Annotated in this window: 3 protein-coding genes and 2 pseudogenes; 1 reads left to right on the top strand and 4 read right to left on the bottom strand. The window is 43.7% G+C overall.

What is annotated here, in order from left to right; genetic code table 11:
- Positions 1-216: pseudogene (locus F6K37_RS31065) on the top strand (hypothetical protein); the annotation flags it as partial.
- A gap of 20 nt (positions 217-236) precedes the next feature.
- On the opposite strand, the pseudogene F6K37_RS45750 reads toward F6K37_RS31065, so the two are convergent.
- The 4 genes and pseudogenes from F6K37_RS45750 to F6K37_RS31085 form a co-directional block, all read right to left on the bottom strand.
- A pseudogene (locus tag F6K37_RS45750) lies at positions 237-605 on the bottom strand (ACP S-malonyltransferase).
- A 47-nt stretch (positions 606-652) separates the two neighbouring features.
- Positions 653-1,033, bottom strand: coding sequence for a DUF433 domain-containing protein (locus F6K37_RS31075; RefSeq protein ID WP_287254393.1), 381 nt, complete (start codon positions 1,031-1,033; stop codon positions 653-655).
- An 88-nt stretch (positions 1,034-1,121) separates the two neighbouring features.
- Positions 1,122-2,918 carry a hypothetical protein gene (locus F6K37_RS31080; protein ID WP_287254394.1) on the bottom strand — a complete coding sequence of 599 codons (1,797 nt, stop codon included), beginning with the start codon at positions 2,916-2,918 and terminating at the stop codon, positions 1,122-1,124.
- Positions 2,919-3,011: 93 nt separating this feature from the next.
- On the bottom strand, positions 3,012-5,514 hold a 2,503-nt coding region (locus F6K37_RS31085), incomplete at its 5' end, for a LamG domain-containing protein (protein ID WP_287254396.1).

The raw sequence follows: 5,514 nt of genomic DNA on the forward strand, positions 1-5,514 counted from the left end.
AGCGTGGCCCAAAGGCCTCAGCTTCCGCTAAGAGCGATCGCTTTTACTACCCTCGCTCAACTCTGCGCCTTCTTTCACTGTAGTCCCAACGATTTATTGATTGTAGACTGGGAGGGGGAAGAAATAGCCCCACCTACCACCGATGAAATAGAAAAAGCGTCACAGATAATGAAACAGGAATTTGGTTGTGCGGAGGAAATTTGGGATAGTTTTTAAGGGACTATCGAGCGTATGTTCTATGGAATAAAGAGCCGACCTACTCCCTTGTAGTCATCAATATCAAGTACAATCTCAACAAGACTAACTGCACAGTTTTCCCGATATTGACTTTCACTCAAGCGATCGACATTTCCAATAGTGATTACGGGTAGAGAAGTGGGCAGATTTTATTCACGAATTGTCTGTTCTAGGGAATCCTTGCCTTTCATGCTCCTATTAGCTGTAAGTAGTATCATTTGATTAGCCTGTGCCAATCGCCAGACAACTCGATCGTCACTATTAATTGGCAAATTTACTTCTGGAAACATAATGAAACGAATCGGCACAAAATCGAGCCAACCGTTGCTTCCCAAAGTTCCAAACAAAATCAGAGCATATCCCTCAATATTATGATTGACCTTTGGTCACGCTACGCGAACGATCAGGAAGACCATCAGGCTAGCCCACGCTTGATTTTCCAGGCTTTTAATTTAGCGCGAACTGCTTCTTGTCCTGGTAAGGGATCCTTTTTAGCAATCTGTTCAAAACGCTCACGATTTTTTTCTTCCCAATAGTCTCGAATCTCTTGAGCTATCTTCAAAACGGTTTGATACTCCGCTTCTACTTCCCTACGGTGGGTATCAATGTAGGATAGGGCTGCATCAAGTTGCTCATCAGTTATAGAGAGCCAGTTTCCCATTAATTTGGGTGTCCATCCGGCCTCAAGATGACCCATGATATCATAAATTGTAATGCGCGTACCTGCTATTGTCAGTCCCCGTTCTGTACGAATGATGGCTGCTTGGGGATTTTGGCGATCGGATACTGGAGTCATGCTCACAGAGTTGTAGGTTTTGCTTTCATTGTATCTGACAAATAATGTTTCCAGGTAGAACTAGGAAATCATGTAGGGTAGGCAGTGCCTACTCAGGTAATAATTCCGAAACATCCGCATCATCAAAGTTGATAACGTCCCTCGCTACAATGTTGACCTCCTTGACTAAAGATAGCACTATATCTTCCAACTCCTCTGCTGTAATGATCTGATACATGTTCCAGACAGTGTCTCTGGCAAGTTCCATAGTCTCTTCAGGTGACAATCCAAATTTACCTTTGCGGGCGGGTAAGAGTACTTCCCCTATGGCTTCATACAAATCCTTAGTACTACCATATTGACTTTCAAAGTCTAAATCGCCAATCGCTTCCTTTTCTTTCAAAAGATTTACTGCGTCAAACAAGCGGTGCATATACTTGGAAGCGCGATAAAATGTTGTGCCATCATCAACTTCTTCAGCGGTGTAATGGCGAATGTCTTTGAGGAAATCTCCTAATTGTTCATTGACAGAATCAAGGATTTGATTCGGTGTTAGTGCTGCTAGCACTTCTTGGTTTTTTCCTTGAATGCCCTCAACTACGTGCAGAATTGTGCCTTTACTGTGATAGGCTTCACTAGCAAAGAATAAAGCGTTACTAAGCTGTCGTTCCACCTCAGCTTTGAGGTTTTGGGCTTCTTCGCTATTTTGGTCAGGGAGGGCTGCCACTTGTGCTTGCAGTTCCCTAACTTGTAACATTCGATTGTTATAGAGTTCGTTGCTTTTTTCTAATACTAGGTCGGAGTTTGATTCTTCTTGGGCACGGATTTTATGGGAAAGTAAGAGTTGATTACGCAACAGTTCATGGCTTTCTACGGGTTGCAGTTCAATCAGGCTTTCCTCCTCAGCAGTGAGTTGCACTGACGCTGAAGGTTCGCCAGTTGCTTCTAATAATTCCTGGAGGCTGATTTGGTAAATATCATTAGCTGTATCATACTGCCGTATAGTTTCTGCCCGCTTGGTTGGATCAGTAATATCATTAGTCACTTCTTTGACATAGTCTTCCCATTTAATCTGATCCATGTAGCGCCGTTGTTTTAACAGTGCCAGCACATCTTGATCAGCAGTAGTAATGGGGGCGGTTGCTTCGTTAGGACTATCGGCTGGGGCTACCTCACCCACTGAACCGTCCGTAAGAATATTTTCCTTTAAAGTTAGGAAGTTGTTGGTGTAGAAATTGGTGTCAAAGACAGTACCTGGTTGTTTGCCAAAGATTTCCTTGAGGCGGGCGTTGAGTTCTTGGACGGCTTTGACATCATTAACACTACCATCAGTCACTCCTAGGGTAACATCATAGTCAGAGGTGAGGTCGCTACTACCCACTGAACTGGCGACCAAACCCGGATACTTTTGCCGCATTTCATCGATTAAGCTATCTACGAGTTGCTTACGGAAATCAACTAATTTCTTTAGGGCTTCGGTATCATTTTTGAGGGTAGCATGAATGTGTTTCCAGTCGGAGTTAAGACCTTTGATCGCATTTTGGCAGTCCTCATTACTCCATTCCTGAGGCTCTTGTGGGATACTGAGTTTATTAGTTAAACTTTCGCGGGACTGGTTAATCTCCTGCCTTTGATTATCTTGTTCCCGTCGTAGAAGTGCCTCACCGATTTCTCTACCTCGGATCTTGACAGCGAGCTTAACCTGCTTCCATCGTACTGCTGCTTGAGATAGTTCTGGTGTTGGAGTAATACGACGGAGTCGAAACTCAAGTTCCCTGGGACTGACTTTTTCACCCCGTTTGAACTTAAGATCTCTGTATTTGTATCGCTCACCCCGTTTGAACTTGAGATCTTTGTATTTGTATCGCTCACCCCGTTTGAACTTGACCCGTGATCTTGTTGGCATGATGGCTTCCTTGTTATATCTTCTTGGTATTAGCTTTGAGCAGGGTGAGTAGAGGTACAACCGCCACTCACCAGAGGATTTAACCTAATTGAATCAACTCTTGATATCTTTGAGCATTGTCAGAAGTTGATCGACCTTGGTTTCAAGAACTTTCTGCTTTTGAGATATATCTTGGAAGTAGTTAACAACTGCTGTGGTAACGCCATCTTCAGTAGAAGTTTGACGCACATCACGACCAAAGCCCATCAGTGCTGGACGTTCTACATAGGTGACTCGATGTAATACCCGCCAGGTTTTATTTGCTTTACCTTTAGCTTGGCGCAAAGCACGGGCTTCTTCATCGTTACTCGCAAGCCATTCAGGATCGACGACATAGGTGAAAAAGTCATTAAAGTTTTGAGTGCTACCTTCGAGGTAGAAACTCATAAAGCGGTAGCGGTCTACTTTTTCTCCAGGCTGTAGTGGATAATCGTTGTCATCGGTAATCCCAGTACTTTCAACCCCACTGAGATCGACATATAACTCTATACCTTTGCTACGAGCTTCCGTTTTACTCATGGTTTGGGTCATGTTTATGGTAGCCTGAGCAGTTAGTTCACCAGCAATTCCCCCAGCGGTAAACTCTCCCAAGAATCCTAACCCAGCGTTTAAGGTAAACGAACCACCAATAGTATGTTCTGCTGTATTGGCAAAGCTTTGGGCTTCTGTGCGCATTCCGCCATCCGCATCCCAGACATAGGTGTTGACTATATTGCGTTTGCCTGCCCGAAGTTGGATTTTTTCCATATTTTTCTGCCAACCCGCAAAACTGTCTGTGGCATGAACTCTTGTTTCTTGGTCGGTAATCTTGGCATCAATTTCTTTTTGCTTTTGCTTGGCTGCTTCTGATTGCTTGTCAGCCGCTGCTTCTGCTTCTTGCTCAAATTGTTCTTGTTGTCTTTTTTGGGCTGCTTGTTTTTCCTCTTCAGTCAACTCCTCATCCGGTTTGTCTTCTGAGCGGGTAACTCCAATTGTTTGAGGAGCATCACCACTGTCTATTTCTCGGTTCAAAGAGGTTTCATCAACTAAACCCGCATTGAACTGAGCAAAATATGACTCTCGCCGCTTATCCTCATTCTCTATCTGCTGTTTCAGGTCGTAAGCTTCTTGCAGACGATAGTAACTTGCTGGATAGAGAGAACCATATTGGGCACGCATTTCTGGGACATGGCGGAAGAAGCGATCGCTACTAGCACTACTGCCTGTCATCCCATCCAAACTACCGTTCATGGTATAGGCGGGATTGATTAAGAAGGTGATAGTATTAACATCTGGTGGAATACCATCCACGGGCTGTACCTGATAACCAATCATTTTCTTACTGCGTTGCAGGCGAGTGATAAATACATCCGCCAAACTAGAAACGACCAAAGCATAACCAACGTTTTTGGGGATAAACCGTTGCCCGAGATGAGGGAATTTTACTGTTGATTCTGGTGTACCCCTTAACTCTAAGAGATCGCTCATGCTTAGTGCTGAACTGGAAGTAATATTACTTTCGTTTTGCCACTGGTAGTTAAAGTCAAGGTTACCTGCAAAACCAGCTTTCCATTCTCCGACTTGTGTTTCAACTCCAAGGCCAGCATAGACTTCACCAGCCGTGCCGATAAATCCCTCGATATTTGCTCCTAAACCAGCATCCTGATTGCGATTCCAGCTAAACGCTACATCTTCAGATATGGCTAATTCTACTGAAGTTGCACTGGTGTAATCAATATCGACAGTTAAATTTTCACTGGGTATGGGGGGAGCGCCTTCAATATAGCCGAGGAGGGTCGGGGCAAATTGAGCATTACCAATCCATTTCAGTTCTAGTTTTTCGATGCGTTTGTCTGGTAACAATTCCACACCATTGAGAGCAGGGTAGGCGAAGAAACGCCGCATGATGGCAGATTTTCGATTGGTAATTTTGTCTATGGTAATGGTGTTGTATTCTGCACTCACTAAAGCATTACTGCCAACGGGCAAGGTATTGTCATCTTTGAGGATTGCTCCCTTGACCGTGCCATCATTTTTATTATCATTTTTATTATCTGTGAGGTCACGAACTTTGATCGTATCTCCTTCTGGTTCGATTTGATTTAATGGCCAATAACCAACTAAACCTTCCTCTTTTCCTGTGAGGTGTTGGTGCATATCCGCTTGGATTTCTTCAGCTGTGCGGGCTTTGTTCCAGATCCGGACTTCGGCGATTTGACCATTGAAGAAATCTGATTCCTTAGGACCACTATCCCACTCCTGTCCCAGTGACCAAGGCTTACCTTCGGGATTTCCTAAGGTCTTACCTGGAAAGGTTTCACTATGGATTAATAAATTATCTTTATAGATAGTAATTTCAGAATTTCCCTGATTTTCCTGGACTACTACTGCTAGATGGAACCAATATCCTGCTGTTTTTTGATTAGGAACCTTAAAGGATGAATCACGTAAAAGTAAAAACAAGCCTTCATGCCAATAACCCAAGAGGAATATGTTGCCTCCATCCTGAGAGTTTTTTCCAACAAAGCACTGTCCATCATTAGTATTTTCAGGCTTAATCCACAACTCAACTGTAAAA

Origin of the sequence: Moorena sp. SIO4E2 (genome assembly GCF_010671945.1) — a bacterium.
Lineage (GTDB): Bacteria > Cyanobacteriota > Cyanobacteriia > Cyanobacteriales > Coleofasciculaceae > Moorena > Moorena producens.